33 protein-coding genes are annotated in these 24884 nt (G+C 56.2%); 12 read left to right on the top strand and 21 right to left on the bottom strand.

From position 1 onward, the window contains the following. Positions 1-10: 10 nt before the first annotated feature. From rpsH to rplB, 14 genes are all read right to left on the bottom strand, one after another. Entirely contained in the window at positions 11-403 is a 393-nt protein-coding gene (gene rpsH, locus AC2FFA_RS20770; RefSeq protein WP_010437099.1) for a 30S ribosomal protein S8, read from the bottom strand. 13 nt (positions 404-416) lie between these two features. Continuing rightward, positions 417-722 carry a 30S ribosomal protein S14 gene (gene rpsN, locus AC2FFA_RS20765; protein ID WP_010437098.1) on the bottom strand — a complete coding sequence of 102 codons (306 nt, stop codon included), beginning with the start codon at positions 720-722 and terminating at the stop codon, positions 417-419. Positions 723-741: 19 nt separating this feature from the next. Beyond that, positions 742-1302 carry a 50S ribosomal protein L5 gene (gene rplE / locus AC2FFA_RS20760; RefSeq protein ID WP_050605834.1) on the bottom strand — a complete coding sequence of 187 codons (561 nt, stop codon included), beginning with the start codon at positions 1300-1302 and terminating at the stop codon, positions 742-744. Then, positions 1295-1606, bottom strand: a complete 312-nt coding sequence (gene rplX / locus AC2FFA_RS20755) for a 50S ribosomal protein L24 (protein WP_170456139.1) — start codon at positions 1604-1606, stop codon at positions 1295-1297. Before rplX ends, rplE begins: the two co-directional genes overlap by 8 nt. A 2-nt stretch (positions 1607-1608) precedes the next feature. Further along, complete coding sequence (gene rplN, locus AC2FFA_RS20750) at positions 1609-1977, bottom strand: 50S ribosomal protein L14 (protein ID WP_068340767.1); 369 nt, start codon at positions 1975-1977, stop codon at positions 1609-1611. 76 nt (positions 1978-2053) lie between these two features. After that, positions 2054-2284 carry a 30S ribosomal protein S17 gene (gene rpsQ / locus AC2FFA_RS20745; protein ID WP_039538279.1) on the bottom strand — a complete coding sequence of 77 codons (231 nt, stop codon included), beginning with the start codon at positions 2282-2284 and terminating at the stop codon, positions 2054-2056. Between the two features lie 4 nt (positions 2285-2288). Next, entirely contained in the window at positions 2289-2495 is a 207-nt protein-coding gene (gene rpmC / locus AC2FFA_RS20740) for a 50S ribosomal protein L29 (protein ID WP_010437082.1), read from the bottom strand. 812 nt (positions 2496-3307) lie between these two features. Beyond that, positions 3308-3514, bottom strand: a complete 207-nt coding sequence (locus AC2FFA_RS20735) for a cold-shock protein (protein ID WP_010437077.1) — start codon at positions 3512-3514, stop codon at positions 3308-3310. A 256-nt stretch (positions 3515-3770) separates the two neighbouring features. Further along, positions 3771-4391 carry a 2OG-Fe(II) oxygenase family protein gene (locus tag AC2FFA_RS20730; RefSeq protein ID WP_496853095.1) on the bottom strand — a complete coding sequence of 207 codons (621 nt, stop codon included), beginning with the start codon at positions 4389-4391 and terminating at the stop codon, positions 3771-3773. 236 nt (positions 4392-4627) lie between these two features. Next, on the bottom strand, positions 4628-5041 hold the full coding sequence (gene rplP / locus AC2FFA_RS20725; RefSeq protein WP_117872242.1) for a 50S ribosomal protein L16: 414 nt from the start codon (positions 5039-5041) through the stop codon (positions 4628-4630). A 12-nt stretch (positions 5042-5053) separates the two neighbouring features. Next, complete coding sequence (rpsC, locus tag AC2FFA_RS20720) at positions 5054-5764, bottom strand: 30S ribosomal protein S3 (protein WP_117872244.1); 711 nt, start codon at positions 5762-5764, stop codon at positions 5054-5056. Then, on the bottom strand, positions 5764-6144 hold the full coding sequence (rplV, locus tag AC2FFA_RS20715) for a 50S ribosomal protein L22 (protein WP_039538267.1): 381 nt from the start codon (positions 6142-6144) through the stop codon (positions 5764-5766). Before rplV ends, rpsC begins: the two co-directional genes overlap by 1 nt. A 3-nt stretch (positions 6145-6147) precedes the next feature. Next, the gene (gene rpsS / locus AC2FFA_RS20710) at positions 6148-6426 is read right to left on the bottom strand and encodes a 30S ribosomal protein S19 (protein ID WP_010437056.1); all 279 of its coding nucleotides are present in this window, start codon (positions 6424-6426) and stop codon (positions 6148-6150) included. 3 nt (positions 6427-6429) lie between these two features. Then, positions 6430-7272, bottom strand: a complete 843-nt coding sequence (rplB, locus tag AC2FFA_RS20705) for a 50S ribosomal protein L2 (RefSeq protein ID WP_008757664.1) — start codon at positions 7270-7272, stop codon at positions 6430-6432. A 795-nt stretch (positions 7273-8067) separates the two neighbouring features. On the opposite strand from rplB, the gene AC2FFA_RS20700 reads away from it, so the two are divergent. Continuing rightward, positions 8068-9201, top strand: a complete 1134-nt coding sequence (locus AC2FFA_RS20700) for a peptidoglycan-binding domain-containing protein (protein WP_496853094.1) — start codon at positions 8068-8070, stop codon at positions 9199-9201. A gap of 217 nt (positions 9202-9418) precedes the next feature. Here AC2FFA_RS20700 and ettA read toward each other — a convergent pair whose 3' ends face one another. After that, entirely contained in the window at positions 9419-11074 is a 1656-nt protein-coding gene (gene ettA, locus AC2FFA_RS20695) for an energy-dependent translational throttle protein EttA (protein ID WP_496853093.1), read from the bottom strand. 137 nt (positions 11075-11211) lie between these two features. Between ettA and AC2FFA_RS20690 the strand changes: the two genes are divergently transcribed. From AC2FFA_RS20690 to dacB, 3 genes are all read left to right on the top strand, one after another. Beyond that, positions 11212-11682 carry an MOSC domain-containing protein gene (locus tag AC2FFA_RS20690; protein ID WP_496853092.1) on the top strand — a complete coding sequence of 157 codons (471 nt, stop codon included), beginning with the start codon at positions 11212-11214 and terminating at the stop codon, positions 11680-11682. 32 nt (positions 11683-11714) lie between these two features. Then, positions 11715-12335, top strand: a complete 621-nt coding sequence (locus AC2FFA_RS20685) for a nicotinate-nucleotide adenylyltransferase (protein WP_299642776.1) — start codon at positions 11715-11717, stop codon at positions 12333-12335. Between the two features lie 66 nt (positions 12336-12401). Further along, positions 12402-13880 carry a D-alanyl-D-alanine carboxypeptidase/D-alanyl-D-alanine endopeptidase gene (gene dacB / locus AC2FFA_RS20680; RefSeq protein WP_496853091.1) on the top strand — a complete coding sequence of 493 codons (1479 nt, stop codon included), beginning with the start codon at positions 12402-12404 and terminating at the stop codon, positions 13878-13880. 17 nt (positions 13881-13897) lie between these two features. Here the strand turns inward: dacB and AC2FFA_RS20675 are convergent, their stop codons facing one another. From AC2FFA_RS20675 to AC2FFA_RS20665, 3 genes are all read right to left on the bottom strand, one after another. Beyond that, positions 13898-14320 carry a tellurite resistance TerB family protein gene (locus tag AC2FFA_RS20675; RefSeq protein ID WP_117872968.1) on the bottom strand — a complete coding sequence of 141 codons (423 nt, stop codon included), beginning with the start codon at positions 14318-14320 and terminating at the stop codon, positions 13898-13900. Positions 14321-14408: 88 nt separating this feature from the next. Continuing rightward, positions 14409-14783, bottom strand: a complete 375-nt coding sequence (locus AC2FFA_RS20670; protein WP_496853090.1) for a DMT family transporter — start codon at positions 14781-14783, stop codon at positions 14409-14411. Beyond that, positions 14780-15505: a class I SAM-dependent methyltransferase gene (locus AC2FFA_RS20665; RefSeq protein ID WP_496853089.1), complete on the bottom strand. Its 726-nt coding sequence runs from the start codon at positions 15503-15505 to the stop codon at positions 14780-14782. The genes AC2FFA_RS20670 and AC2FFA_RS20665 overlap by 4 nt, the downstream gene beginning before the upstream one ends. Positions 15506-15867: 362 nt before the next feature. On the opposite strand from AC2FFA_RS20665, the gene AC2FFA_RS20660 reads away from it, so the two are divergent. The 5 genes from AC2FFA_RS20660 (at position 15868) to AC2FFA_RS20640 (ending at position 21262) form a co-directional block, all read left to right on the top strand. After that, positions 15868-17442, top strand: a complete 1575-nt coding sequence (locus AC2FFA_RS20660) for a lysine--tRNA ligase (RefSeq protein WP_496853102.1) — start codon at positions 15868-15870, stop codon at positions 17440-17442. A 48-nt stretch (positions 17443-17490) separates the two neighbouring features. Beyond that, complete coding sequence (locus AC2FFA_RS20655) at positions 17491-17892, top strand: DUF4864 domain-containing protein (protein WP_117872256.1); 402 nt, start codon at positions 17491-17493, stop codon at positions 17890-17892. 138 nt (positions 17893-18030) lie between these two features. Beyond that, positions 18031-20319 carry a glycosyl hydrolase family 28-related protein gene (locus AC2FFA_RS20650; protein WP_496853088.1) on the top strand — a complete coding sequence of 763 codons (2289 nt, stop codon included), beginning with the start codon at positions 18031-18033 and terminating at the stop codon, positions 20317-20319. A 143-nt stretch (positions 20320-20462) separates the two neighbouring features. Continuing rightward, positions 20463-20789: an antibiotic biosynthesis monooxygenase family protein gene (locus tag AC2FFA_RS20645; RefSeq protein ID WP_496853087.1), complete on the top strand. Its 327-nt coding sequence runs from the start codon at positions 20463-20465 to the stop codon at positions 20787-20789. 65 nt (positions 20790-20854) lie between these two features. Continuing rightward, on the top strand, positions 20855-21262 hold the full coding sequence (locus AC2FFA_RS20640) for a universal stress protein (protein ID WP_299640831.1): 408 nt from the start codon (positions 20855-20857) through the stop codon (positions 21260-21262). A gap of 3 nt (positions 21263-21265) precedes the next feature. Here AC2FFA_RS20640 and AC2FFA_RS20635 read toward each other — a convergent pair whose 3' ends face one another. Beyond that, positions 21266-21748 (bottom strand): HugZ family pyridoxamine 5'-phosphate oxidase, encoded by a 483-nt coding sequence (locus AC2FFA_RS20635; protein WP_496853086.1) that lies wholly within the window; start codon positions 21746-21748, stop codon positions 21266-21268. 144 nt (positions 21749-21892) lie between these two features. Between AC2FFA_RS20635 and AC2FFA_RS20630 the strand changes: the two genes are divergently transcribed. Continuing rightward, positions 21893-22315 (top strand): excalibur calcium-binding domain-containing protein, encoded by a 423-nt coding sequence (locus AC2FFA_RS20630; protein ID WP_496720380.1) that lies wholly within the window; start codon positions 21893-21895, stop codon positions 22313-22315. 158 nt (positions 22316-22473) lie between these two features. Beyond that, positions 22474-22707 (top strand): TFIIB-type zinc ribbon-containing protein, encoded by a 234-nt coding sequence (locus AC2FFA_RS20625; protein ID WP_117872972.1) that lies wholly within the window; start codon positions 22474-22476, stop codon positions 22705-22707. A gap of 5 nt (positions 22708-22712) precedes the next feature. On the opposite strand, the gene AC2FFA_RS20620 is transcribed toward AC2FFA_RS20625, so the two are convergent. Then, complete coding sequence (locus AC2FFA_RS20620; protein ID WP_496853085.1) at positions 22713-23141, bottom strand: excinuclease ABC subunit B; 429 nt, start codon at positions 23139-23141, stop codon at positions 22713-22715. Positions 23142-23184: 43 nt separating this feature from the next. Continuing rightward, positions 23185-23892 carry an ORF6N domain-containing protein gene (locus AC2FFA_RS20615; RefSeq protein ID WP_496853084.1) on the bottom strand — a complete coding sequence of 236 codons (708 nt, stop codon included), beginning with the start codon at positions 23890-23892 and terminating at the stop codon, positions 23185-23187. 194 nt (positions 23893-24086) lie between these two features. Here AC2FFA_RS20615 and AC2FFA_RS20610 point away from each other — a divergent pair, with 194 nt between their 5' ends. Beyond that, a complete protein-coding gene (locus AC2FFA_RS20610; protein ID WP_170332221.1) occupies positions 24087-24884 on the top strand; it encodes a DUF3800 domain-containing protein in 798 nt (265 codons plus the stop codon).

Genomic DNA, 24884 nt, shown 5'->3' with positions numbered 1-24884 from the left:
GCAGACCTCCTTAGAAGACGGTGCAGAGCACTTCGCCGCCAACATTGTTGGAGCGAGCGTTTGCGTCCGACATCACACCTTTCGGAGTGCTGACAATCGACACACCCAGACCCTGACGGACCTGCGGGATGTCATTGACGCCCATGTATACGCGGCGACCGGGCTTCGAGACCCGCTTCAGTTCGCGAATGACAGGGGTGCCTTCGTAGTATTTCAGGCTGATTTCGATGGCCGGATGACCGTTTTCACCGGTCGTCGCTTCGTAGCCACGGATATAACCTTCGTCCGCCAGCACGTCCAGAACCCAACCACGCAGCTTGGAAGCTGGGGTGGAAACGGTGGACTTGCCGCGCATTTGCGCGTTGCGGATACGGGTGAGCATATCGCCGATAGGATCGTTCATATCTATGTCTCCCTTACCAGCTCGATTTCACCATGCCGGGGATCTGACCAGCAGAACCCAGCTCGCGCAGCGCGATACGGCTGACCTTCAGCTTACGGTAGTAAGCGTGAGGACGACCGGTCAGCTGACAACGGTTGTGCAGACGAGTGGCCGAGCTGTTGCGCGGCAGTTTCGCCAGTTTCAGACGCGCTTTGAAGCGCTCTTCCATCGGCTTGCTCTCGTCATTCGCGATTTCTTTCAGCTCGGCACGCTTTGCGGCATATTTGGCCACCAGGCGTTCGCGCTTCTTCTCGCGTTCGATCATTGCTTTTTTAGCCATGTCTCAATCCTCCCGGCGCTTACGCGTTGAACGGCATGTTGAAAGCTTTCAACAATGCCTTTGCTTCAGCGTCGGTTTTCGCTGTGGTGGCAATTACGATATCCAGGCCCCAGACCTCGTCGACCTTGTCGAAGTCGATTTCCGGGAACACGATGTGCTCTTTCATGCCCATGGCAAAGTTGCCCTGACCATCGAAAGAAGGTTTAACACCGCGGAAGTCACGAACGCGCGGCAGCGCGATGGTGATCAGACGATCCAGGAATTCGTACATCCGGTCACCGCGGAGGGTCACTTTCGTGCCCAGCGGCATGTCTTCACGGACGCGGAATCCCGCGATCGACTTCTTCGCCTTGGTTGCAACGGCCTTTTGACCGGCAATCGCAGTCAGATCCTCGACAGCAGCTTTCGCTTTCTTCGAGTCTTTGACGGCCTCAGCACCACAACCGATGTTCAGAACGATTTTTTCCAGCTTGGGCAGCTGCATATCGTTCTTGTATCCGAACTCTTCTTTCAGAGCGGCACGGATGGTTTCGGCGTACTGAGCTTTCAGACGCGGGGTGTAGGTTGCGTTATCAAGCATCGATCACGTCCCCTGTGGTCTTGGCGAAGCGGACCTTCTTGTCACCTTCCATGCGGAAGCCAACACGGGTTGCTTTGCCGTTCTTGTCCAGCAGTGCCAGGTTCGACAGCTCGATCGGGTTTGCCTGAGGCAGGCGACCACCTTGCGAGTTCTGCGACTGACGGGTGTGGCGGATGGCGATGTTGATGCCATCAACAACAGCTTTACCGGCTTTCGGGTCAACCGAGGAAATGGTTCCCTCTTTGCCCTTGTCCTTGCCGGCCAGCACGACGACCTTGTCGCCTTTGCGGAGTTTAGCAGCCATGATTACAGCACCTCCGGAGCCAGCGAGATGATTTTCATGAAGTTCTTGCCGCGCAGTTCACGGACAACGGGGCCAAAGATACGGGTACCGATCGGCTCATTGTTGTTGTTCAGGATGACGGCGGCGTTGCGATCAAAACGGATCGCGGTGCCGTCTTCACGACGGACTTCCTTGGCGGTGCGTACGACGACGGCCTTGCGGACGTCACCTTTCTTTACGCGGCCGCGTGGGATGGCTTCCTTCACCGAGACGACAATGACGTCGCCGACGGAGGCGTATTTACGCTTGGAACCACCCAGGACCTTGATGCACTGAACTCGGCGTGCGCCGGAGTTGTCAGCGACATCCAGATTGGTCTGCATCTGGATCATGTGGTTTCTCCCGACCTGTGGGGGCTGGTCTGGTTAGATCCCCCAGGGTTTCGACAAATGGAAAAATCCTGAAAGCTTACGCTTCCAGAACTTCCCAACGTTTCGTCTTCGATTTCGGCGCGCATTCGATGATGCGTACGGTGTCACCGACCTTGAAGGCGTTCTTTTCGTCATGAGCCCGGTACTTCTTGGACTTACGGACGGTTTTGTGCAGCAGCGGGTGCTTGAAACGGCGTTCAACCGAAACAGTCACGGTCTGCTCGTTGGCGTCGCTGGTTACGATTCCGGACAGGATACGCTTGGGCATAGGATTACTCCTCCGATGCCGCAGCAGCGGCCTTTTCGTTCAGAATGGTTTTGACGCGGGCGGCATTGCGGCGGGCCGCTTTGATACCAGCAGTGTTTTCCAGCTGACCGGTTGCCTGTTGAAAGCGCAGGTTAAAGCTTTCTTTCTTCAGGTTGGCCAGTTCCTCGCGGAGCTGGTCCGGGGTCTTGTCACGCAGTTCTTGGGCGTTCATCGCCTTTTTCCTTTGCTCAAAACACCAGAAGGCCCCGTACACGGGTCACCTTTGACCTGGTGGATGAATGATAGACATACGAATCCCCCGACTCAGCCGGGGGAACGCAAGATGCCGCTCTATAGGGGGTTCAGCAGTGGGTGGCAAGAGGAAGTTTGGCGGGTGTGTGAGCGTGGGCATTCGCCCACTACTTTCTGTGACCCACTTTAGCCATAATCCGAGTAATGATTCCTTCAAAATGCCAGGCATCTGGAAGGCGTGGCAACCACAATCTAGTGTCCGCACCCATCAACATCAAAGCAGAACGTGACCCACGGATTCTGTCGATGTCACTCAAACGCGCCTCGCCGATTACACCACCCGCATCCAACACGAGAACTCTTTGCGTAGTGATGACGTAATAGGTTCTTCGAAAAGCGAAATGAATAACAAGCCATGGAAACATCATTAGTGTCGGTGCGAAAATCAAAATCAAAATCGCATCCGTAAGCGTTGGTAGAACGCATGCTTTGACCGCGTAGACGGCTTGCTCATCCTGATTCAACAAAATCGGTGACACCAAACTTGCGTGCAATACGCCACCTGTCCTCAAATACTATATACTTATAGCTCCTTCCGTTTTTCACGCTTTATCGATGAGGTCGCAAGCTGGTATTCCATTCAGCTACCTAGTCAATTGGCAACAAGTGTCTGCAACCGCTGTTTTAGAGTGGAGTAGCGGCGTAGTTGAGTACGGCCCGATTTCCCCACAAACACAAAACGCGGCCTCGTTTGCACGAGACCGCGTCTTCAACTGTCTAAGTCTGTGTGACTTACGCCAGAGCGATGTTCACAGCCGACTCACGACCATCACGGCCGGGTTCGATGTCGAATGTTACTTTCTGGTCGTCAGCCAGGCCGGTCAGACCCGAGCGCTCAACAGCAGAGATGTGTACAAACACGTCTTTGCCACCGGTCTCCGGTGCGATGAAGCCAAAACCTTTAGTTGTATTGAACCATTTTACGGTGCCATTGGCCATATCCGTAGTCTCCTAATAAATTGCTGTCCGCGGAATTGCGACAGCGCGGCGTAGTCGGTCTGGATCGAGAGACTGAACGCCGAATAACGGGAGACAGTGGTCGAAATAGAAAAACGTATGCGTGGTTCACATGGGCCATGTTGGCGCATATTGCAAGGTCTATCGGTAACTTCTTGTGAATCGTGACCGGAATGGGCACCGTCCGTTCGTCTCGCAATCGCTTCACTGGGGTGACCCGTGTGTCATGAACCGGGGCTCACTCCCACTTGTAGTTGAAGCTGACGCTGATCCGCTCATCCTCGGCCATGTTCATCGGCACCTCGTGGCGCAGCCAGCTTTCCCAGAGCAGGACGTCTCCGACGTGTGGTTTCATATAAATGAAGGGTTGCAGGTCACACCGCCCGTCTTTGAGCCGTGTCGGTGCGGCCATCATGCGGCCTGAACGCGGATCTTCCAGTTTCAGCGCACTGGCCCCTTCGGGCATTGTCACGTAGGTCGTACCCGAAATGACGCTGTGCGGGTGCAGGTGGCTGGAATGCATCCCGCCCTCGGGCAGGATGTTGATCCACAGGTCCTCCAGCTTAAGCTCTCCTTCGCCCAAGTCGAACTCCAGGTCTTTGGCAAAGGCAGCCACATGTTGGTCCAGTACTTTGACGAGATCGGCGAATATCGGAAACCGCCACGGCAAGTCGGTCAGTGACGCATAGCTGGTATAGCCGGGATAACCATTCTGTTCGCACCAATTCTGTCCGGCCTCGTCATCCTCGGCAATGACAAGGCAAGAGTTTTCCAACTCTTCCGCGTCGATTTTCGGATCGAATTCGGACAAGGAGGCGCGGTATAGGCGGGTGACGAAAAGCGATTCAATCTGTGGCATGGGCTCTCTCTTAGACCAGTGATGTGCGGAAGGCGATGGGGGATTTGCGAGGCTCTGCCTCGCGCTCCGGGACATTTTGGGCCAGATTAAGAACGGACCCGCGCTTTGTCTGTTTCAAGGCGCCACGGGGGAGGTGCGGCTTATGTCGATTGTGGGTAGGTCCTTCAAAGAAAAACCCCCGCCGGTTTCCCGACGAGGGTCAATCTTGTCACGACTGGGGTCGAAACCCCAAGCGCTTACCAGTCTTCGCGAACCACGACGCGGGTCTTGATCGGCAGCTTCATCGCGGCCAGGCGCAGGGCCTCACGGGCGATGTCGTCATTGACGCCGTCGATCTCGAACATCACGCGCCCGGGCTTGACCTTGCAAACCCAGCGGTCCACCGAACCCTTACCTTTACCCATACGAACTTCGATCGGCTTTGCAGTGACCGGAGTATCGGGGAAGATACGGATCCAGACACGACCCTGACGTTTCATGTGACGGGTCATGGCACGACGTGCAGCTTCGATCTGACGCGCGGTGACGCGCTCGGGCTGCAGAGCTTTCAGACCGTAAGTGCCAAAGTTCAGATCAGAGCCGCCCTTGGCTTCACCCTTGATCCGGCCTTTGTGCATCTTGCGGAATTTAGTACGCTTTGGTTGAAGCATATCTTTCCCTCCTTAGCGACGACCGCCACCAGCACCACGAGGTGCAGGGCCGTCCTGGAGTTCCTGTGCTTTACGGTCACGTGCCTGCGGATCGTGCTCCATGATCTCACCTTTGAAGATCCAGACCTTGATCCCGATGATCCCGTAGGGGGTCATCGCTTCGGCATGTGCGTAATCGATGTCGGCACGCAGGGTGTGCAGAGGCACGCGGCCTTCGCGGTACCACTCGGTCCGTGCGATTTCAGCACCGCCCAGACGGCCAGCGACGTTCACCCTGATACCCAGGGCGCCCATACGCATGGCGTTCTGAACCGAGCGCTTCATTGCGCGACGGAACGAAACACGACGCTCCAGCTGCTGAGCGATGGACTCGGCAACCAGCTGTGCGTCAAGCTCGGGCTTGCGCACTTCGACGATGTTCAGGTGCAGTTCGCTGTCGGTCATACCAGCAAGCTTCTTGCGCAGAACTTCGATGTCCGCGCCTTTCTTGCCGATGATGACGCCCGGACGTGCGGTGTGGATCGTGACGCGGCACTTCTTGTGCGGACGTTCGATGATCACACGTGCAACACCGGCTTGTTTGCACTCTTTCTGAATGAACTCACGGATCTTGATGTCTTCCAGCAGAAGATCACCGTAATCCTTGGTGTCAGCGTACCAGCGACTGTCCCAGGTGCGGTTGACCTGAAGGCGCATGCCGATCGGATTGACTTTATGTCCCATTAGGCTTGCTCCTCAACTTGACGCACCTTGATGGTGATCTCCGAGAACGGCTTCATGATTTTGCCGAAACGGCCACGGGCACGCGGACGACCGCGCTTCATGACCAGGTTTTTGCCAACCCATGCTTCGGCGACGATCAACTCGTCAACGTCCAGGTTGTGGTTGTTCTCGGCGTTCGCGATTGCGGACTGCAGGCACTTCTTGACGTCCTGCGCGACACGCTTGTTCGAGAAAGTCAGGTCGGTCAGAGCCTTCTCGACTTTCTTGCCGCGGATCATTTGCGCAACCAGGTTCAGTTTCTGCGGGCTGGTGCGAAGCATGCGCGTTTTCGCCATTGCTTCGTTTTCAGCCACGCGGCGGGGGTTCTTTTCCTTGCCCATGACTTACTTCCGCTTCGCTTTTTTGTCAGCGGCGTGACCGTAATAGGTACGAGTTGGCGAATACTCACCGAACTTCTGACCAATCATGTCTTCCGAGACGTTGACGGGAATGTGCTTATGGCCGTTGTACACACCAAAGGTCAGACCCACGAACTGGGGCAGAATGGTGGAACGACGCGACCAGATCTTGATGACTTCGTTGCGGCCCGACTCGCGCGCTGCTTCGGCTTTTTTAAGCACGTAAGCATCGACGAAAGGACCCTTCCAAACAGAGCGAGACATAGATTAACGTCCCTTCTTCTTGGCGTGCCGCGAGCGGATGATCAGCTTCTGGGACGCTTTGTTCTTGTTGCGGGTACGCTTACCCTTGGTGTCCTTACCCCATGGAGTAACCGGTGTACGGCCACCCGAGGTACGACCTTCACCACCACCGTGCGGGTGATCGATCGGGTTCATTGCAACACCACGAACCGACGGGCGCACGCCTTTGTGGCGCATACGACCGGCTTTACCGAGGTTTTGGTTGCTGTTGTCGGGGTTGGACACGGCACCGACGGTGGCCATGCATTCCTGACGGACCATGCGCAGCTCGCCCGAGCTCAGACGGATCTGAGCGTAGCCGCCATCGCGACCAACGAACTGAGCGTAAGTACCGGCCGCACGTGCGATCTGACCGCCCTTACCAGGCTTCATCTCGATGTTGTGGACGATGGTACCAATGGGCATGCCCGAGAACGGCATTGCGTTGCCCGGCTTGATGTCGGCCTTGGCGGATGCCACGACTTTGTCACCAACAGCCAGACGTTGCGGAGCCAGGATATACGCCTGCTCGCCGTCTTCGTATTTTACCAGTGCGATGAATGCGGTCCGGTTCGGGTCATATTCGATCCGTTCAACGGTTGCCGCGACATCAAATTTGTTCCGTTTGAAGTCAACGATCCGGTAGAGACGCTTTGCGCCACCGCCGCGGCGGCGTGAAGTGATCCGTCCGGTGTTGTTCCGGCCGCCCGATTTGGTCAAACCCTCAGTGAGAGACTTGACCGGACGTCCTTTCCAAAGCTCCGAACGGTCGATCAGCACCAGCCCGCGCTGGCCCGGCGTCGTCGGCTTGTACGACTTGAGTGCCATGCTTTCTGTCTTCCGTTTAGCAAGTGCGGGGGTTTCCCCGCTATGTGATAGGCCCCCGTAGGTGCCAAGGGTATAGGGCCCCGAAGGTCCCCGGTTCAAAATATCTAAGGCCCCGGAACGAATCCGAGGCCGCAAGATTGGGTGCGTTTAGCAGTGTTGGGGCCGGGTGACAAGTGAGAGTATCAAACTTCTTCTGTAGCCGTGAAAAGCACACCCTGGCCAAACGCGGTGTGGTTTACGGCCTGGTTTCTAAACCCAGTAATGCACGAGCTGTCGCTGGAACTCAGAGAGCGGGAACAGGACCTGACAGAAGAGGTTGAACCCGATTCCTGTGGACTTTGGTGCAGTGAGCCCCGATCAGAAAGCTCGGTGACCGGGCTTATTGGGTCGGGTCGGAAGGTTTCGCGGAAACCGATCTGGCAAAGTGCTGCCCCGGCAATCAGTCCGATGTATTTTATGTTGAGCCGCTGCTTCTTGGCGGTCGCATTCATGAGCGGGCCGGGGAAACACTCTACCGAGTGGCCGTATGCGTCGATCCATCGCGATATCCGTGCAGGCCGGGTTGATCCGGAGTGGAGGGGTGTGGTCACCGATGGCACGTTCGGAGAGCCGTAGGATGGGGTTCCACCCCATCCTACGCTTGTTTGGTTTCCCCAAAGGTCCTAGCAAATCCGTTGACATGAGCGGATAAGCTGGCATGCTAGATTGCATTTCTGAAAATGTAGTGAGTTACGTATTTTGATTGGCGCAATGAGGAATAAGATCCAACCAAACCTCTTGCACATACTATGCGGTATGTCTTTGATATTGGTGCCGGCAAAAAGCCATTCTGATGTTGCCGATGCTCTCGTTGGTGGCGGTGCCACAGTCATTTTGAACCATCAGTTTAAATCGGGAAAGAATAAGCGTAGCTCAACGAGAGCAATACCAGTGACCCCGCGTGATCAAAGTTTGAACTTACGTCGTGAGATCGTCCAACAACTCCAAAAGGACTTAAACCTGCTCGGATACAATGCTGGTGTTCCTGATGGGATATTGGGAAGAAACACAAAAGCGGCGACTTCTCGGCTTTTCGAAGATGCTGGGGTGCCTATTCCCAATGATCAGAATGTAACAGCAGCTTGGGTGCGCCAAGCAGCTCAACACGCAAGCGAAGGAACGGGAACGTCACCGGCTGTGAGCTATTTGCAAGGAGTTTCAGAAGGTTACCAAGCCGGCTTGTCTTCCAACGTCTATTCGCAGGCTTCATCTGAGCAGACAGCAGTAGTCTATACGGCAGCAACTCAGACCACAGCTGCAGTGCAGGCAAGCGATGCAGCGGCAGTACCGACACGCAAATTCGCAGGTCCGAATGAATATCCGCCATCTGGGTTCCGAGGATATGGCGTAATCGCATTCAAATCACTCGCGACTGAATTTGATCGTCTCAGACACAATGTTATTTGCGAAGCATATACAGCGGCGCTGGTACCAAATGCTTTGGAAAAGAGCCGCAATATTGACAAGTTTGTAACGATTTGGCCGGTTCTAACCGAAGAAAAATCATTCAAGCTGAACATGACCCCAATCTCGCGTCGTGGAGAGATCTGTTCGGAGGCGATTGACCACTACAATGCACAGCTTGCTGACACCGCGATACGCGCCGCAAGACGAGCGGGTTTCCGGGACACCGGACGCGGTCCGTTTTTTCTTGGCTGGCTGCCGTCTGATGGATATGGCAAGCAAGACGCACTTATCATCGTCATGGATTTGTCTCTTGTTCAGACTTACTCGCAAGCCGAAGCACTGATTGCCGAATGGAAGTTAGATATTCAATCTGACCCTCAGCTACTGAAAAATCCTTATGCGCCAGAAATGGTCAGACGAAAAATCAGACGTTGGTCTGACAAGTATGGCTATGGATTCTTAACATTCGTTAAGGGAAGCTGATGGATTTTCTAGGAACACTTGGGCGGGGAAGCGTCGCCGGGGTACTTGTCGGAATCCTGATCACCATATGGGTTAAACCGGCTACAACCGAAGGTCAGTTGCTTTTGGTATTCATAACGATTGCTATCGCGGTGTTAGTCACCGCGATACTACGTGTTCTTTGGCTCGCGAGAGGATCGCGAAAGTCAGCCAAAGAAGAAACCGATACGTAGCTTCCTCACCGCGCAAACTTCTTATGCTTCAACCGCTTGGGCTCCAGCGCGTCGGGTCCCAGACGGCGCTTTTTGTCCTCTTCGTAGTCTTCGAAGTTGCCCTCGAACCATTCCACATGCGCGTCGCCCTCGAAGGCCAGAATATGCGTGCAGATGCGGTCAAGGAAGAAACGGTCGTGGGAGATGACGACGGCGCAGCCGGCGAAATCGACCAGGGCGTCTTCCAACGCGCGCAGGGTTTCGACGTCGAGGTCGTTGGTGGGTTCGTCGAGCAGCAGGACGTTGCCGCCCTCTTTCAGCAGGCGGGCCATGTGGACGCGGTTGCGCTCACCGCCGGATAGCAGCGAGACCTTCTTTTGCTGATCTCCGCCCTTGAAGTTGAAGGACGAGCAATAGGCGCGGGAATTGACCTGCGCATCGCCCAGCTGGATGATCTCGGCGCCGCCGGTGATCGCCTCCCACACGGTGTCGTTGTCTTTGAGGTCGTCGCGGGACTGGTCGACATAGGACAGCTCGACCGTGTCGCCCAGCGTGATGGTGCCGCTGTCGGGCTGTTCCTGACCGGTGAGCATCTTGAACAGGGTCGATTTACCGGCACCGTTGGGGCCGATGACGCCGACGATGCCGCCGGGGGGCAAGGCAAAGTCCAGCCCTTCGATCAGCTGCTTGTCGCCCATATGTTTTGACAGACCCTCGACCTCGATCACCTTGCCACCGAGGCGCTGGCCGTTGGGGATGACGATCTGGGCGCGGGTCAGCTTTTCGCGCTCGGACTGTTCAGCCAGCTCGTTATAGGCGTTGATCCGGGCCTTGGATTTGGCCTGACGGGCTTTTTGGCCCTGACGCATCCATTCCAGTTCGCGCTGCAGGGTCTTCTGTTTGGACTTGTCTTCGCGGGCTTCCTGTTCCAGCCGTTTGGCTTTTTGTTCCAGCCATGCGGAATAGTTGCCCTCGTAAGGAATGCCGCGACCGCGGTCGAGTTCGAGGATCCAGCCGGTGATGCTGTCGAGGAAATAGCGATCGTGGGTGACGATCAGGATGGTGCCTTTATAGTCGATTAGATGCTGTTGCAGCCAGGCGATGGTTTCGGCGTCCAAATGGTTGGTCGGTTCATCCAGCAGCAGCATGTCGGGCGCTTCGAGCAGCAGCTTGCAGAGCGCCACGCGGCGTTTCTCGCCGCCCGAGAGGTTGGTGATGTCGGCATCGTCCGGCGGGCAGCGCAGCGCCTCCATCGAGACGTCGATCTGGCTGTCGAGGTCCCACAGGTTCTGGCTGTCGATCTCGTCCTGGAGCTTGGCCATCTCATCGGCGGTTTCGTCCGAATAGTTCATGGCCAGTTCGTTGTACCGGTCGAGGATTGCCTTCTTTTCGGCTACACCCAACATCACGTTTTCGCGGACATTGAGGGTTTCGTCCAGTTTCGGTTCCTGCGGTAGATAGCCGACCTTGGCACCTTCGGCTGCCCAGGCCTCGCCAGTGAAGTCCTTGTCGAGCCCCGCCATGATCTTCATCAGCGTCGATTTACCGGCGCCGTTTACGCCGACGACACCGATTTTTACGCCGGGCAGAAAGCTCAGGTGGATGTTTTCAAAGCACTTCTTGCCACCGGGATAGGTCTTGGAGACACCCTGCATGTGGTAGACATATTGATAGGCGGCCATGTCGCGTCCTCTGGGTCGGGGAAATTTGGTTGAAACGCTGGATATCCGAGCGGGACGGGCTGGGCAAGCTGGTGGTATTGTGAATTTCGTCTTTGGGTCGGACGGCGTAGTCAGGTTGCATTGAAAATGGAGGCGTTGTGTCGGAACTGGCGGATTTGATTGCAGGTTGGGCGCAGCCCGGTTGCGTTACGTGGATCGGGGCGCGACCAGAGCGCCGAGTCGAGATTACAGCGCTAGAGGAGGTCGTGATTACTGAGGCCGGTCTGGACAGTGACCGCGCCCGCGCGGGCAAGCGGGCGGTGACTTTGATCCAGCAGGAGCATTTATCGGCGATTGGCTCTTATCTGGGGCGCGGACCGGTTGCGCCGGGTGTTCTGCGGCGAAACTTGGTGGTGTCGGGGATCAATCTGGCGGCGCTCAAGGGACGTCAGGTGCAAGTAGGAGAGGCCATCCTGCGGTTCACAGTAATATGTGCGCCGTGCAGCCGGATGGAAGAATCGCTTGGTAAATGCGGCTATTCCGCAGTGCGGGGGCACGGAGGATGGTGCGCGGAAGTCGTGCGACCCGGGCGGGTTCGGCTTGGCGATTTGGCGCAACCTGTTGATTGACAACACCTCGCAGTTCTGAACATCAGCAGGGTATGGAGCGGTACGGCATACCATATGCGCGACCTGGGCAGGTCGTCGGTTTGTTCGGCGGGTCGTTTGATCCACCGCATCAGGGCCATGTACATGTCACGCTTGAGGCGATGAAGGCGTTCGGGTTGGATCGGGTTTGGTGGCTGGTATCGCCGGGCAACCCGCTAAAAGAACGCGGGCCGGCACCCATGGGCAGGCGAATGGCGGCAGCACGAAATGTGATGCAGCATCCGAAAGTTGACGTGACGAATATCGAGGCGCTGACGGGGACACGGGCGACGGCGGATACGCTGGCGGCGTTGCAGAAGCTTTTTCCGCATGTCAGGTTTGTCTGGCTGATGGGCGCGGACAATCTGGCCCAGTTTCATCACTGGAAAGACTGGCGGGTGATCATGGACAGAGTGCCTGTTGGTGTGGTGGCGCGGCCGGGCGACCGGATATCCGCCCGGATGTCTCCGGCGGCGCGGGTCTATGCCAAATACCGAATCGATGGGCAGGCGCGGCATCTTTTGGGACGGGCGCAGGCTCCGGCCTGGTGTTTCGTGAATGTGCCGATGGTCGATGTCAGTTCCACAGAGATACGGACGCGCGGCGAATGGCGCGCGGAAGTGTTGCCGGAATAGCCGCAGTGGGCGCATAATCTCAGGTAGCTGTTGCGCGCATTTGATCTGTGGGATTTTATTTCACCTATGACTGGTCGTTTTTCACGTCGTTTGTTTCTGGGAGGATTGGGGGCGTCTCTGATCCCGGTAGCTGGTCTGGCGCAGGCGCCGCTGGTTTCGCTCAGGCCGCGCGCGCGTGGTGTGCTGTTGAGCGGCACCGAGCGTTTGGTCGCAGCCGCAGGATTGAAAGGCGAAGTTGTGTTCGCCGTTGCGGATGTGGCGACCGGGGCGCCACTGGAGACTTTTGGCGAGGGTGCGGGTTTGCCACCGGCCAGCGTTGGCAAGGCAATGACCGCGCTTTACGCGCTAGACGTTCTGGGGCCTGACCATCGCTTCGAAACCCGTTTGATCGCAGATGGGCTAATTGAAAACGGAATTTTGCATGGCGATCTGATTCTGGCAGGGGGTGGAGACCCGTTGCTGGACACGGATGCGCTGGCTACGATGGCGGCCAACTTGCGCAAGGCCGGAATTACCGAGGTTCGCGGAGCCTTCAAGGTTTATGACGGGGCTTTGCCCTTCGTATTCAGCATTGATCCGGGGCAGCCGGATCATGTGGGGTACAGCCCGGCGATCAGTGGAATATCGTTGAATTTCAATCGGGTTCACTTTGAGTGGAAGCGTGCCGGTAAAGGCTATGATGTGACCATGGACGCCCGCAGCGCGCGTTACGTGCCGGCAGTGGATGTGGCGACCATGCGGGTCGACAGCCGAAGCCTGCCGATCTATACCTATCAGCCAAGCCCACGGCAGGATCGGTGGACCGTGGCCAAGGGCGCGCTGGACAATGGCGGGGCGCGCTGGTTGCCTGTGCGCAAACCGGCCTTATACGCTGGAGATGTATTCCGCACATTGGCCCGATCCAATGGGATCGTTTTGAATCGGGTGCAGGTGACGCGAGAGTCGCCGAAGGGCGTCGACCTTGTCCTGCATCGCAGCGATCCATTGGACAGTATTTTGCGCGGGATGTTGAAATACTCAACCAACCTGACGGCCGAGATGGTCGGATTGGCCGCGACCAAAGCGCGTGGCGTTGACCCACGGAACCTGGCAGAGTCGGCGGCCGAGATGAACCGTTGGGCGTCTCAGAGTTTTGGCGTGAGCGGAATTGCGATGGTTGATCATTCCGGTCTGGGCGATGCCTCGCGTATGGTGCCGGCGGATCTGGTCGCTGCCCTTGTCGCGGCCCGGAAAATGGGGGCGTTGCGCCCCTTGATGAAGCCTTTTGCCTTAACTGATCGAAATGGGCGGCCGGTCAAGAACCATCCGGTCAAGGTCGATGCCAAGACAGGGACATTGAACTTCGTATCCGGGCTGGGCGGTTTCCTGACAACGGCGGACGGGGTCGATCTGGCCTTTGCAATTTTTACCGCGGACGTGGCCCATCGCGCCAAAATTCCACGTGCACAACGTGAACGCCCAGAAGGCGCGCGCAGCTGGAACCGCAGGTCGCGGAAACTGCAGCGGGCCTTGCTGGAGCGCTGGGGCTCGCTCTACGGAAGCTAGATATCGGGATCAGAGGATCAGACCGTATGGCGCGCGCGTGCCCCGCGTTCGATGGCTGCGGCATGCAATCGGTCGATATTCAGTTCGTACCGGATTTCTTCCAGCAGGCGCAGTTCCGTTTCGGCCAGCGCACCGTCGGCGGCCGCAACATCGCAAGCCAGCGCATAGGCCGTTTCGTTCAGACGCTCGGGCAGGTTTTCACGGATCAGGCCAAACAGCGCATCCAGCCCGTCTTCCTGTTCGAACAGGTCAAAAACGATTTGTGATACGCGACGGGTCCGATCAATGTCGTATCCGGCAAAGACCGGCAGCATGTTCACGGCAACTTCGATCTTGACCAGCTCGGCGGTTCGGATGTTTTCGTCAGAGGCCGAGACTGCAACCATGATCGCCACAAGGCAATCCTGCGGAGACATCGGGTGGGGCACTTGCTCGGTCATGGGATGGTCCTGATTGGGGTTGTTCGAAGACGCACGATATGAGCGCAGCGGGTCAGGTTCAACACCTTGTTTCATCCACCTAGCGTGATCAGGTGTTCATGACCATCATTCCCGAAATCAAAAGCGCAGCCCCCAACCAGTAGCGCAGCCCAAGTGTTTCGCCGAAGAAGACGTGTGAGGCCAGTGGCACAAGAACGAAACTGAGGGCCATGAAGGGGTAGGCCTGGGACAGTGTCAGATACCGCAGGACACACACCCAAAGCACCGTTGCCGAGCCATAGATGGCAAAGGCTGTCAGAAGGAACGGATCGAATAGCGTCTGGATGAGCCCCGCCAATCCGGTGACTTCGCGCCCATCAATCCGGTTTCCTGCAAGTTTGAACAAGATTTGCCCGGCTGAGATCATAACTGGTGTGCACAGCAAACCAGCCCAGACCAGTGTCGTAGGGGCGGGCGGGGTCATCCTTGTTGCTCCGGTTCTGGTTTTTCCTCGGGGCGGTCTTCACAGTAATAGATGTCGCGCCCCAGATCCTCGCAGATATGGATGTCCGGGCTGGGATACACGGCACGCAGAAAGCTGTGTGTGTAGGGGAAAAAGTTGAAATGTGGATTGAAGGTGAACCTGCTTTCGCGTTCACGCGGGACGACGATAATAATGCGTTTTCGCGCGACACGACGCAGTTCAGCGATCGCTTGCCGGTAGTCCAGAAGATGCTCAATCACATGGGTGCAGATGACGGTGTCAAAGCTGTTGTCTTCAAACGGCAGCTCTTCGATCCGGGCAGCGACATAGTCGATATTGTCGATGGCAGCCGCATCATCGACCACGAAATCCACTCCTGTCAGTTGCGTGATATCCGGTCTGGCGGCTTTTATGCGTTGCAAAAGAACTCCGGTGCCGCAGCCAATATCGCAGATGCTTTGCCCAACGATGTCCTCGGCTATCCGTTTGATACAGGCTTCGGAATTGTCGGTGCCTTGATGCACACGTGGATGATCGCGGTAGAGTTTTTCGTACTCGTTATCCGTCAGGTAGGTTGCGCGTTCGCGGAATTCTGCAAGACGCGTGATGTGTTCGCCCCAAACCCTGCAGGCTAGCCAATGAAAGGCGGCGCTGTCACGCAGGATAGGCGGCAGGATATCTTCGAGTACAAAGCGTATACGGTTGGTGGTTTCGCGTCGCATCCCGTTTCCTCTGGTTCGGGGAAACCCCCGTGTCGCCTTTGTTTAACATTGCCGGGTAAGCGTGCGAAATAAGCAGGTCAAGTTGGCGCGCCGCCCGTGTCTTTTTTGTTTCGCGGGAACAATCGTCCCACCATTGTGGCTTGAGTAAGGCTGGTCAGTGAAAAAGCGGCGCAGATGTCACGTACAGAGTGTCTGCGGGCCAAAAACAGTTTTGCAGCAGGCCCGATGGCGGCTGTTTTTTAACTGGGTGTGCCGCGAATTGCGCCACTGCTTTATTGACTCATGCTGCACTGGCACAATAGGAGGGGTCGGTCCGGTTGCATGGGGTGGCCGTGACACTTTCCCCGATGGAGCACATTGAAATGTCTGAACTGCGTGAAACCGCGATGTCGTCCAAGGCCTGGCCTTTTGAAGAGGCGCGCCGGTTGCTCAAACGCTATCAGAAAGGTGCTCCGGAAAAGGGGTATGTGCTGTTCGAAACCGGTTACGGCCCGTCGGGCCTGCCCCACATCGGCACGTTTGGTGAGGTCGCGCGGACCACGATGGTCAAGCGCGCGTTCGAGGCCCTTTCGGATATCCCGACCAAGCTGATCTGTTTTTCGGACGATCTGGACGGGATGCGCAAAGTGCCCAGCAATGTGCCAAATCCCGAGGCGCTTGAGGAGCAATTGCAGCGCCCGCTGACTTCGGTTCCCGATCCGTTTGGCGAATACCCCAGCTTTGGCGAGTACAACAACGCCATGCTGCGTCGGTTCCTTGATACGTTCGGGTTCGACTATGAGTTCTATTCGGCACGCGATTTTTATCGTTCAGGCCAGTTCGACGAGATCCTGAAGCGCGCGGTCGACAAGTACGATGACGTCATGGCCATAATGCTCAAAAGCTTGCGGGAAGAACGCCAGCAGACTTATTCAATCTTCCTGCCGATTCATCCCGAAACCGGTCGGGTTTTGTATGTGCCGATGAAGAAGGTCTGCGCTGAGACCTATACCGTCACCTTCGATGACGAAGATGGCAGAGAATGGACCCTGCCCGTCACTGGCGGCAACGTGAAACTGCAATGGAAGCCAGATTTCGGGGCGCGCTGGGCGGCGCTGGGCGTTGATTTCGAGATGTACGGCAAGGAACACGCGACTAACGAAAAGATCTATGATGCGATCTGCCGTGCGCTGGGTGGCCGGGCGCCCGAGCATTTCTCGTACGAGCTGTTTCTGGACGAGAATGGCCAGAAGATTTCCAAGTCGTCCGGCAATGGCGTGTCGATTGACGAGTGGCTGACCTATGCACCGACCGAAAGCCTGGCGTATTTCATGTACCAAAAGCCCAAAACGGCCAAGCGGATGCATTTTGATGTTATTCCGAAGGCTTATGATGAATATAATCAACAGTTGCGCGCCTATCCGGGGCAGGACCTGAAAGCTCAGTTGAACAATCCGGTTTGGCATATTCACGGTGGCGACGTTCCTGAATCGACCCTTATCGTACCGTTTGCGATGCTGCTGAACCTGGCGTCGGTCTCTGGCGCGGAAGACAAGGAGGCGCTGTGGGGCTTTATCCGCCGCTATGCGCCGGAAGCAACAGCATTGAGCCATCCCGATCTGGACCAGGCCGCGGGCTTTGCGGTTCGCTACTTCAACGATTTCGTTAAACCAACGCGTAAACATCGTGCACCGACCGACCAGGAGCGTGAGGCGCTCGAAGCGCTGAAAGCCGCGCTTGAGGCTTATGATGGCCCGGCCGAGGATGAGGCGCTGCAATCGGTGGTCTACTCCATCGGGCGTGAGCGGTTCGACCCCATGCGCGGTTGGTTCACGGCGTTGTACGAAGTGCTTCTGGGTGCATCGCAGGGTCCGCGCTTTGGCGGCTTCATCGCTCTGTACGGTGTGCCAGAGACAATCGCCCTGATCGAAAAGGCGCTGGCCGGAGAGCTGGCCTGATTTGACCTGATCCAGTAAGGGGCTACACTTTTTGCAGGAGGTGGCCCCATGCGTCGATTTTTGCTTGCTGTATCCCTGAGTGCCGGGTTGGGGTCAGGCGCATTTGCGCAAAACGCAGAGATCGAAGCAAACATTTCGGCGCAGATACAAGCCTTCAAGGCGGATGATTTTGCCACGGCCTTTACCTTTGCCAGTCCCAGCATTCAGCGCCTTTTTCAAAATCCCGACAATTTCGGAGCAATGGTACGCAATGGGTATCCAATGGTCTGGCGTCCTTCTGACGTGCGCTTTCTGGAATTGCGTGAGGTGGCGGGGGCTTTGTGGCAGAAAGTGTTGATCACTGACGGAAATGGGCGCGTGCATATATTGGACTATCAGATGATCCCTCTGGAGGGCGGTTGGAAAATCAACGGGGTCCAATTGTTGGGTAACGCGGATCCTGCGGCCTGAGGCAACACCACCGTCACGGTGAGATGAACCGCGGTTAACTCCCTTTCGGTATCCAGACTGACGCGTTCGGGGCGGACCTGGACACGGGGTTTGGACGCGTCGCCAGATTTGCGTGGCGCGATTGAGAAAGGGTTTTCAATGAACAAGGCAATCACTGACGGCATCGTTTTCATGCCGCCTCAATTCGCGAATGGCCTGACCGTATGGTCTGCGGGGGACGGAACGCCGGGCTCACCCACATATGGTGGATCCGGCACCGGGGTTTTCGTGCCTGCGGATGCCAATTTTGGTGGCTGCCTGGAGATTCTGAAAATCCAAACCACCCAACAGCTTCGATACATGGGCCAGACACCGATTTTGCCCGGGTGCTATTTGCAGATCAAGGCGCGGGTCAAGGCGATCAGCGGACCATTGCCGTCGGTGCGTATTGCGGCCTGGGCCGGGGGTGCGGGCGACGCGCATGTGGCGGGTGTCGTGGAGCAGGGGCCTGCAACACAGTTGTCGGGCTATGGGGCCGTGCATGAAGTAACGGCGATTGTCGGAACCGGCCAGCGCCCGGGCGTGGACATGCCTTGGGGGCTTGCCGCCCTGTATGGCCATTTTGGTCTGGATATTGAGGGCTCGAACGGAGCGCTGGTGCGCATCGACGACCTGGAGATCACGGATGTCACCGGTGTCTTCCTGCGCGAAATGATCAGTGTTGTGGATGTACGGGATTATGGTGCCATCGGCGACGGTGTGACGGACGACTCGGCTGCGTTTGAAGCGGCCGATCAGGCGGCGGGTGGCCGACGGGTTTACGTTCCGCAAGGGACCTATCATCTGGCCGAAAACACCAGTATGACGTCCGAGATGGACTTTGAAGGCACAGTCACCATGCCGGATGACAAGATGTTGTTGCTGACAAAGGATTTCCATCTGCCTGCTTACATTTCGGCCTTCGGAGACGAAGAATTGGCGTTCAAAAAAGCGTTTCAGGCTCTTTTGAACAATTCGGATCATGACTCACTCGATTTGGGCGGGCGCAAGATTTCCGTCACCGCTCCGATCGACATGGCGGCAGCGGTTCCCAACAAGCAGAGCGGGTTTTCGACCCGTCGTGTGATCCGGAACGGTCAGTTTGACGTCAAAAGCAGTTCAGCGTGGGATACAGAAACGCTCACATCAACTGCGACTTACGATCCTTCGGACAATACGCGTCTGACCAATGTTGCAAATGTCGCCAACATTCCTGTTGGGTCCTACGTTGCGGGCAGCGGCGTCGGGCGTGAGATCTATGTGCGGTCAAAGAATGTCGGGGCTGGTGAATTCACACTGAGCGCGCCTCTTGTGGGGGCGTCGGGGACCCAGTCTTTCACATTCTACTCATTCAAGTACCTGCTGGATTTCAGCGGCTTCAGCAAACTTCGGAAGTTCGGAATGGAGCAGATCGAGTTTCAGTGCAACAGCCGATGTAGCGGAATTCGTCTGGCGGCCGCTGGCAGCACCTTTTCGTTGAAAGACTGTCATGTCAGTCGCCCGAAAGACCGGGGGATGACGTCGACCGGAACGGGGTGCAAGGGCATGCTGATCGACAATTGTCAGTTCCTTTCGGCAGAAGAATCTTTTGTTGTAACGGATCGGTATTCCATCGGATTGAACACCAATTCAAACGATGTGAAGCTGCGCCACAACCGCGCGGTGCGTTTCAGGCATTTCGCTGTTCTGGGCGGTGACAACAATATGGTTCTGGGCAACCATGTCTTTCAGGGCGATAGCATCCCGCAAGGTGTGCGTACTGCCGGGCTGATCATGATCGGCACCTACAATAGTTCCACCATCGCGGAGAATTACGTCGACAACTGTTTCATCGAATGGACGAATGAACGAGACCCGTCGCCGACATACACCAGTGGCTTTTCTTTCAGTGCAATGAGCATTACGGACAATATATTTTATTCCAGTCAAGCGCCGTCCTGGTTCAGTTTCATCGTTATTCGCCCTTATGGGCCCGGGCATTTTCTCAATGGCCTGGCGGTGACCGGTAACAAGTTTCGTGCCACGAGCGGTAACATTTTTCGAGCGGAACAGGTGGATACATCCTTCGCCGACTTGAACAAAGACAGGCATACGAACGTGACTTTCCAGAATAATACTTACCATGGCGTAACCAGGAAAACCGCAAACCCATTGAGGGTTCGCCATACGCAAAGCTCGGTGTCCAATCTTTGGCCTGTCTCGGCCAACGGACAGTTGCCTTTCGACGGTAAGGCACGAAGCTGCGATGGGGTTGCGACAATCGGTGTGCTCTCAGGGGTGTTCAACAACCACGTCTTCAGCGCTCCTCATGTTGAGGTCGAACAGGGGGCGACAGGCGACAGTTTTCTGTTGCGTTGGCCAGAGCATGTGAAGGGTACGGCCTCTGTTCTGATGCGCATGGAACGTTAAGAGACCGGATGGCCACCCCGAGCCGGGTGGCCATTTCACTCTGATTTGACCGGTAATGACAGACCCGGTTTGCGAAGCTTGCAGGAAATAGGCGACGTTTGATTTTGATGTGTTAGGCTTGGGCCAGGAAGTGGAGAATCCCGATGCTGAAAATTGCCAAAAACGCCAGTGTTCAAACAGTTATCACGACCTTTGAGATGACACCTGGCACGTGTCAGGACCTTTTGGAGGCCTTGACGGACGCCTATTCCGAGTTCATTTCGAAGCAGCCAGGTTTCGTTTCCGCCGGGCTGCACGTTAATGATGCACAAACCCGGATCGCAAACTATTCGCAATGGGAACGCCGCGAAAATTTCCTTGCTATGCTGCGCACACCTGAAATGCGTGATCGCAACCGCAAGATCAACGAGCTATGCAAAAGCTTTGAGCCGGTCATGTACGATGTCGCTGAAACATTTGGCAGTTCCTGACCTGAATCAAAGCCTGTGCTTCATATCTGTTTCAAAGTGATCCTGCAAAAATGGAGGCTCACACTATGTATCACAACATTCTGGTCCCCATCTCGTTCGATGCTGAAAGAGATACGTCCGGGCCCTTGAAGCTTGCCCAGATTCTGGCCACGCCAGACGCTAAAGTGACATTGTTGCATGTGGTCGAGCATATTCCCAACTATGCGATCTCTTACATGCCGTCCGAATACCTGACAGAAGCACGGAAAGCGATTCAGGCAGAACTGGATGAACTGGCATCTCAACTGCCGAATGCCAAGGGTTTGGTGATCGAAGGACATTCCGGCCGAACCATTCTGGATTGGGCCGAGGCGAACAAACCCGATCTGATCATAATGGCGTCGCACCGGCCGGGGATGCAGGATCTGCTGCTGGGCTCAACCGCATCGCATGTCGTGCGTCATGCGGGTTGTGCCGTGCATGTGGTTCGCTGATGGCTAGAAATCCTGAGCGGTAAGGCGAAAAGCCTTGCCAAATCCGGCGTTCAAAAGGCCGTCCTGAATGGTAAACCGCACCAATCCGAAATCAGCGAAATCTATGTAGAGTTTCGCCTTGGGTCGCTTGGCCAGATACCGGTCTCGCAAGGCGCGATAGCCTGCCATACCCCGGTGAACAGGCTGAGCGATCACGTGCAGTGTCAGGCGCGGATGGGTCAGCGGGTCGCCCTTGTCTGCGGGCTCTCCGATCAGAAGGGCGCAATTGGGACAGGCGTTCAACGCACGCGTATGTTCCGCAAGGGTGGAGATCAGCGAGACAGGGCAACCTGCTTCATCCGTGGTCAACGCGATCCGGGAGAGTGACGGCAAGCCCGTGTCAGGGCGCAGAAAGGCCAGCGCGGCAAATGGAGCTTGAAAGAGAAGATCCTGCGCTTGCAAGCGCACCGCTTTGTCGGGCGTCTGATAAGGATTGGGTTCAGTCACGATGTCGGTCCGGCAGTACAGAATGAACGGGCAGTTGGCGGTTTTTTTATCTTAGGGGCCTGACCTGAACTGCGCCATTTGTTTCGCCTCGTTCAAATTCGGATTGCCTCGGCTTTGCCACATATCGGCGTTATGGTTCAGGGAATGCTGTTTAAGAAACCCTCGCAGGATATGCCTGATCTGAAGCCACGGTCGTCCAAACGACACCGACGCGCAGAGGCAACGCGCAGGCAGGCGCTGTCTCCGGTTCGCATTCTGGTCATGGTTCTGTTGTTGCCGCTGACCACCGTGGTGATCGCCACCGGTGTTTTTCTGCGCCTGTCCGAATTTGAGCGGGACGAGGCGGTGATCCACCTGATCGCATTGGCAGGTTGTGATGCAACGCAGTCGCTGGGGGTAGGGCCATTTTACGAGGGGCAGGCGGGTTATCACAAGCGCAATGACCCGGATGGCGACGGGGTCGCCTGTGGTGCTGCCAGCGTGCCGCGGGCAAGTGCGCCGCCAGCTCACAACAGTCCTGAACCGCAACAACGGTCTCTTGGAACTGCCAAGTTCGTGCGACCCTGACGGCGGCAATTGCGAAGTTCAGAAGATCTGCTCGGGCCAGGACCAGTTGCCCGTGTCATCCGACTTCGGCCCAGGCGAACGGGCGTCATGTCACAGAGGGATGGCAATGCAGCGGATCAACCCCATCTCATACTGATAGCAAGATGGGAGATCGTATGATGCAATGCCCGATTGACGGCACTCAACTGGTCATTACGGACCGAAACGGGGTCGAAATCGACTATTGCCCGCAGTGCAGAGGCGTTTGGCTGGATCGGGGTGAACTGGACAAGATCATCGAGCGGTCGACAGCGTATTCTCCGCCACAATCCGGCTATGATGACCGGGCGGATCACGGCTATCGCAAGAAAAAGAAACGAGGCGGTTTTCTGGAAGATCTGTTCGATTTCTGACCCGGTCAGGACAGCTGGGCCCCGGCACATTCGCGAAAAATGCGAACCTGGGGCGCCGCACCGTTCAAGGGAAATTCAGTCTCCCTGTCCTGCGTGAACGCATAGGCGGTCAGGTTGTATTCCAGCCCGTCCAGCACGTTTCCAAATCCTGTATCAGTGACCGTCAACGATGATGCACCGTCAGAAAGGACATGATGCGGAGTGGCGATTTCGATGGGGTTTGGCCCCTCGAACCGCATCGCGAACCATGGGGTGTTGGTCCAGCCTTCGGTCTTGCGGGTAACGGACAGGGTATAGAGGGGTTGTGCGGGGTCGTAGGTCAGGAGTATCTCTGCCGTGTCCGTCACATGTGACAGGGTGCAGATCTGGCCCACCGTTGCTTCCCACGCGGCGGCTGGTGTGCCGAGGATCAGTGATAACATAACAACGCGCATGGTGCGGATTCTAGTGGCCGAAAGGTCCAAGGCAAGGGTTGCCTCAGCCTTTCATTGCATTCAGCAGTTCCAGCAACCCTTTGCGGTCGTCATCATCGGCATAATCGCCTGCGGCCAACCGTTCAGCGATGCGCAGGCGCAGACGCTCGTGCTGGGTGCGCACCTCTTCCCCGGCAGTTTCGGCGAGGGTCTTCATGATCACGGCCACGGCTTGTTGCCGTTTGGTGGTGGGGTTGGCGATGTAATCGACAAGGCTCTGCTGCCCGGAATCGAGGATGTTTTCGGCCAGATCGCGCAGCTGTTCGCCATTGGGCAGCAGCGGGGCGGTGGCATCCTTTGGCGGCAGGATCTCCGGCACGCTGCGTGGGGTTTCGGCCAATGCGTTTGCGCCGTCTACAAAGGCTTCGGTGATCATTCGCGTGATCTTGATGGCGCGCGGGTCTTTGAACAGGGCCGAGGCGATGGCCACGCCGTAATCCGTATAGACCCAAGGATTGACCCGCCGCCCACCGCGGCCCTTGGGTTTTGAAATCACATTCTGTGATTGCAAATCGGCGACTTCAGCATCGGTCAGCTGAAAGCGGTAGCCCTCGAACAGGTCCTTGTTGCGCGAGACGGCCTGATTGAAGGCGCTGACGGATTTTCCATAGAACAGCGCCAGATCCTCGGCCAGCACGACGCGAGTGCCGCGCACCCGGTGAATGGCGCTCTGGACTTCATGCGTGCTGGGCAGGTTATTGGGTTTCGTCATGTCAACCGTTTGGAATCACAATTTGTGATTTCAAACGTGGCGGAGGGTGGAGCGGGGTGCAAGTTTGAAGTGTGGGGTGGTGGCAGGCTTAGTTCGATTGCCGACTTACCCGTTGATACATACTTGTCGACTTTCGAATGGCTCATTAGGTTTACTATTGAATAGTCAAACTTTCTTTTTTCAGAGTTATCTCATTGAGTTGCTTTATTTACATCGATGAAAGCGGCGAGTCCGGAATAGCCAAAGTTCGTGATGGAAAGCAGGGCGGATCTTCCCCATACTTTGTGCTTGCTGCTGCTGTCATGCCCAGAGCGGTTGCAATTAACGCAAAGCGTGTACTGGATTCGGTGAATTCTGACCTAGGAAAGAAATGGCGACACGCAACTGATCTCTCGCATAGCCAAACGGTTTATTGGTCGCGCAAAAGCGTCGAAGTTAACTTACGGTATTTTGCGGTAGTTTCTAACAAAGCAACGCTGGGTGCGTATTCCGACCGAATTCAAAAAGACCCGCAAAAGTTCTACAACAAGTGTGCCGTCTACTTATTGGAGCGAGTTGGGAAATACCTTCTCAATCGCGGTTTTGCCAACGAGCCACCAACAGTGATTTTCGAGACTCGAAACCACGACTACGACGCAATGAGACGCTACATTGGCAAGATAAAAGACAACCCAATGCACTCGGATGCTAAGTATCTTCGAGTGTTTAATCCCTTTGCAATAACAACGAGATCAAAAGAGGAAGAACCTCTCCTGAAGTATGCTGACTTGGCCTCATACGCGGTTTATCAATGTGCAAACAAGACACCCAAGAACTTTAGCATTCCTGAACCAAGATACTTTGTTGAACTCAGCAAGAGGTTTGGTGCTGATGAGGCGGGAAAGATTCTGGGGAACGGCGTAAAGACAATACATACGCTTGAGCAGTTAAACCTCGACTCAGACATAGAGGGTCTTTTTCGTTCGATCAAAGCAGCGCCGATGCGCAAGTAA

This window comes from Ruegeria sp. YTSB088 (assembly GCF_059609825.1).
The sequence above is the reverse complement of the archived record's forward strand: the minus strand, read 5'-3'. Positions and strand labels throughout refer to the sequence as shown.

Bases quoted from the DNA above. Each gene is read 5' to 3' on its own strand.
- rpsH (WP_010437099.1), bottom strand. From the start codon at position 403: ATGAACGATCCTATCGGCGATATGCTCACCCGTATCCGCAACGCGCAA.
- rpsN (WP_010437098.1), bottom strand. From the start codon at position 722: ATGGCTAAAAAAGCAATGATCGAACGCGAGAAGAAGCGCGAACGCCTG.
- rplE (WP_050605834.1), bottom strand. From the start codon at position 1,302: ATGCTTGATAACGCAACCTACACCCCGCGTCTGAAAGCTCAGTACGCC.
- rplX (WP_170456139.1), bottom strand. From the start codon at position 1,606: ATGGCTGCTAAACTCCGCAAAGGCGACAAGGTCGTCGTGCTGGCCGGC.
- rplN (WP_068340767.1), bottom strand. From the start codon at position 1,977: ATGATCCAGATGCAGACCAATCTGGATGTCGCTGACAACTCCGGCGCA.
- rpsQ (WP_039538279.1), bottom strand. From the start codon at position 2,284: ATGCCCAAGCGTATCCTGTCCGGAATCGTAACCAGCGACGCCAACGAG.
- rpmC (WP_010437082.1), bottom strand. From the start codon at position 2,495: ATGAACGCCCAAGAACTGCGTGACAAGACCCCGGACCAGCTCCGCGAG.
- AC2FFA_RS20735 (WP_010437077.1), bottom strand. From the start codon at position 3,514: ATGGCCAATGGCACCGTAAAATGGTTCAATACAACTAAAGGTTTTGGC.
- AC2FFA_RS20730 (WP_496853095.1), bottom strand. From the start codon at position 4,391: ATGCCACAGATTGAATCGCTTTTCGTCACCCGCCTATACCGCGCCTCC.
- rplP (WP_117872242.1), bottom strand. From the start codon at position 5,041: ATGCTTCAACCAAAGCGTACTAAATTCCGCAAGATGCACAAAGGCCGG.
- rpsC (WP_117872244.1), bottom strand. From the start codon at position 5,764: ATGGGACATAAAGTCAATCCGATCGGCATGCGCCTTCAGGTCAACCGC.
- rplV (WP_039538267.1), bottom strand. From the start codon at position 6,144: ATGGGCAAGGAAAAGAACCCCCGCCGCGTGGCTGAAAACGAAGCAATG.
- rpsS (WP_010437056.1), bottom strand. From the start codon at position 6,426: ATGTCTCGCTCTGTTTGGAAGGGTCCTTTCGTCGATGCTTACGTGCTT.
- rplB (WP_008757664.1), bottom strand. From the start codon at position 7,272: ATGGCACTCAAGTCGTACAAGCCGACGACGCCGGGCCAGCGCGGGCTG.
- AC2FFA_RS20700 (WP_496853094.1), top strand. From the start codon at position 8,068: ATGTCTTTGATATTGGTGCCGGCAAAAAGCCATTCTGATGTTGCCGAT.
- ettA (WP_496853093.1), bottom strand. From the start codon at position 11,074: ATGGCCGCCTATCAATATGTCTACCACATGCAGGGTGTCTCCAAGACC.
- AC2FFA_RS20685 (WP_299642776.1), top strand. From the start codon at position 11,715: ATGGAGCGGTACGGCATACCATATGCGCGACCTGGGCAGGTCGTCGGT.
- dacB (WP_496853091.1), top strand. From the start codon at position 12,402: ATGACTGGTCGTTTTTCACGTCGTTTGTTTCTGGGAGGATTGGGGGCG.
- AC2FFA_RS20675 (WP_117872968.1), bottom strand. From the start codon at position 14,320: ATGACCGAGCAAGTGCCCCACCCGATGTCTCCGCAGGATTGCCTTGTG.
- AC2FFA_RS20670 (WP_496853090.1), bottom strand. From the start codon at position 14,783: ATGACCCCGCCCGCCCCTACGACACTGGTCTGGGCTGGTTTGCTGTGC.
- AC2FFA_RS20665 (WP_496853089.1), bottom strand. From the start codon at position 15,505: ATGCGACGCGAAACCACCAACCGTATACGCTTTGTACTCGAAGATATC.
- AC2FFA_RS20660 (WP_496853102.1), top strand. From the start codon at position 15,868: ATGTCTGAACTGCGTGAAACCGCGATGTCGTCCAAGGCCTGGCCTTTT.
- AC2FFA_RS20655 (WP_117872256.1), top strand. From the start codon at position 17,491: ATGCGTCGATTTTTGCTTGCTGTATCCCTGAGTGCCGGGTTGGGGTCA.
- AC2FFA_RS20650 (WP_496853088.1), top strand. From the start codon at position 18,031: ATGAACAAGGCAATCACTGACGGCATCGTTTTCATGCCGCCTCAATTC.
- AC2FFA_RS20645 (WP_496853087.1), top strand. From the start codon at position 20,463: ATGCTGAAAATTGCCAAAAACGCCAGTGTTCAAACAGTTATCACGACC.
- AC2FFA_RS20640 (WP_299640831.1), top strand. From the start codon at position 20,855: ATGTATCACAACATTCTGGTCCCCATCTCGTTCGATGCTGAAAGAGAT.
- AC2FFA_RS20630 (WP_496720380.1), top strand. From the start codon at position 21,893: ATGCTGTTTAAGAAACCCTCGCAGGATATGCCTGATCTGAAGCCACGG.
- AC2FFA_RS20625 (WP_117872972.1), top strand. From the start codon at position 22,474: ATGCAATGCCCGATTGACGGCACTCAACTGGTCATTACGGACCGAAAC.
- AC2FFA_RS20620 (WP_496853085.1), bottom strand. From the start codon at position 23,141: ATGCGCGTTGTTATGTTATCACTGATCCTCGGCACACCAGCCGCCGCG.
- AC2FFA_RS20615 (WP_496853084.1), bottom strand. From the start codon at position 23,892: ATGACGAAACCCAATAACCTGCCCAGCACGCATGAAGTCCAGAGCGCC.